Source organism: Nocardia sp. NPDC004722, assembly GCF_053601505.1.
Map to the genome: position 1 here is coordinate 1 of NZ_JBSGBY010001044.1, position 1517 is coordinate 1517.

1 protein-coding gene is annotated in these 1517 nt (G+C 69.1%); it reads left to right on the plus strand.

Features of this window, described 5'->3' with window-relative positions; translation table 11 throughout:
* The first annotated feature begins 52 nt into the window (after nucleotides 1-52).
* Nucleotides 53-1420: an enolase C-terminal domain-like protein gene (locus ACWELQ_RS45505; protein ID WP_452403162.1), complete on the plus strand. Its 1368-nt coding sequence runs from the start codon at nucleotides 53-55 to the stop codon at nucleotides 1418-1420.
* The last annotated feature ends 97 nt before the right edge of the window (nucleotides 1421-1517 follow it).

Here is a 1517-nt window from a genome sequence, read left to right on the forward strand (position 1 = left end):
CAGACATCGGATGTATAGTCGTGAACCAGATCACTGGCAGATGGGAAACCGCATGGTACGAATCACCGCGTTGGACACCCACGATGTCCGGTTCCCCACCTCGACGCAACTGGATGGTTCGGACGCCATGAATCCGGATCCGGACTATTCGGCGGCCTACGCGATCCTGCGCACCGACGACCCGACCGGCCCGGAGGGGCACGGTTTCGTGTTCACCATCGGCCGCGGCAACGAGGTGCAGCGGGTCGCCATCGAGGCGCTCGCGCACCTGGTGGTGGGCCGCCGGGTCGACGAGATCATCGGCGATCTGGGCGGATTCGCGCGCGAACTCACCGGGGATTCCCAATTGCGTTGGCTGGGGCCGGAAAAGGGCGTCATGCACATGGCGATCGGGGCGGTCGTCAACGCCGCCTGGGACCTGGCCGCCAAGCACGCCCGGAAACCGCTGTGGCAGCTGATCTCCGAGCTGTCCCCCGAGGAGATCGTCGAGCTGATCGACTTCCGCTACCTCACCGACGCGCTGTCACCGGCCGAGGCGCTCGACATCCTGCGCCGCGCCGAACCCGGCCGCGCCGAGCGCACCGCACACCTGCTCTCCGCCGGATACCCGGCGTACACCACCTCGGCGGGCTGGCTCGGCTACTCCGACGACAAGCTGGCGCGGCTGGCCCGCGCGGCCGTGGCCGACGGCTTCCGCACCATCAAGATCAAGGTGGGTCGCGATGTGGACGAGGACCTGCGCCGGGTGACGATCGCCCGCGACGCTGTCGGCCCGGGCATCGGGCTGGCCGTGGACGCCAATCAGCGCTGGGGCGTCGACGAAGCGGCGGAATGGATTTCGCGGCTCGCCCCGGCCGGGCTGGCCTGGGTGGAGGAGCCCACCAGTCCCGACGACATCCTGGGCCACGCGGAGATCCGCCGCCGGGTCGCGGGGACGCCCATCTCCACCGGTGAGCACGGGCAGAACCGGATCCTGTTCAAGCAGCTGCTGCAGGCGGGCGCGGTCGACATCCTGCAGATCGACGCCACCCGGGTCGGCGGGGTCAACGAGAATCTGGCGATCCTGTTGCTGGCGGCCAAGTTCGGCGTCCCGGTCGTCCCGCACGCGGGCGGGGTCGGGCTGTGTGAACTCGTGCAGCACCTGGCGATGATCGACTATGTGGCCGTCTCCGGGACCATGTCCGAGCGCGCCATCGAATTCGTGGACCACCTGCACGAGCACTTCCGCGATCCGGTGCGGGTGGCCGAGGGCCGCTATCTCGCACCGCGCGCACCGGGTTTCAGCGCCGAAATGCTGCCCGAGACCTTGCGCGACTACCGCTATCCCACCGGCGCGGCCTGGCGGTCCCCGGTCGAACTCGCACCCAGGCAACAGGCTTCGGCAGTACAGGTTTCGGCGAAGGAGCTCGAAAACTCATGAACACCAGGATCATCGGTGCGGCGCTGGCCGCCGTGCTCGTCGTGGCCGCGGCGGCGGCCTGTTCCCGCGAATCGACCGGCGGATCCAGCGCGCCCGC